Origin of the sequence: Aeromonas schubertii, assembly GCF_000820105.1 — a bacterium.
GTDB lineage: Bacteria > Pseudomonadota > Gammaproteobacteria > Enterobacterales > Aeromonadaceae > Aeromonas > Aeromonas schubertii.
This window is the reverse complement of sequence record NZ_CDDB01000086.1, coordinates 1-692: the sequence shown is the minus strand read 5'-3', so window position 1 is coordinate 692 and position 692 is coordinate 1. Positions and strand designations below refer to the sequence as shown.

1 protein-coding gene is annotated in these 692 nt (G+C 66.7%); it reads right to left on the bottom strand.

Translation table 11 applies throughout. The annotated features are described in order from the left end of the window. Window positions 1-87: 87 nt before the first annotated feature. The coding region (locus tag BN1133_RS16790) for a rhodanese-like domain-containing protein (RefSeq protein WP_269429895.1) at window positions 88-692 on the bottom strand (605 nt) is incomplete at its 5' end.

Here is a 692-nt window from a genome sequence, read left to right as displayed (position 1 = left end):
CAGTGGTGACCAGAGGTCAGCGCCAAGCCGAAAGTGACCAGGCCCGCGTGGCGGGCCTGGTCACTGGCGTTTGAACTGACCCATGACTCAGTCTGAGGTAGCCATCTGCCAGGTCTTGAAGCCGCCCGAGAGGTTTTTCACCGCAAAGCCGTGCTGGCGAAGCATTCTGCTCGCCACATGGCCGCGCAGGCCCACCTGGCAGCTGACGATGATCTCCTTGCCGCGAGGCAGTTCGCCCAGCCGGCCACGCAGCTCGTCGAGGGGGATGTTGAGGGCCCCCGGGATGCGACCNNGCACCAGCTGATCGGCGCGCAGGGCCTGCACGTCGCTCACGTGGCACAGGGGCGAGTCCCCCTTGAGGTGATTGCTCGCCACGAACCCCGCCATGTTGATGACGTCCTTGGCCGAGCCAAACGGCGGCGCGTAGGTGAGCTCGAGGTCCTGCAGATCGAACACCGTCATGCCGGCGCGCTGGGCCACCGCCAGCACGTCGATGCGCTTGTCGATACCATCCTTGCCCACCGCCTGGGCGCCCAGGATGCGCCCGTCGGGGGCAAACAGGAGCTTGAGGCTGACCGGGTGGGCACCGGGGTAGTAGCCGGCGTGGCTGCCCGGGTGGACATAGACCTTCTCATAAGCCATGCCGAGCTGCCTGAGGCGCTTCTCATTGAGGCCGGTGCTCGCCACCGCCA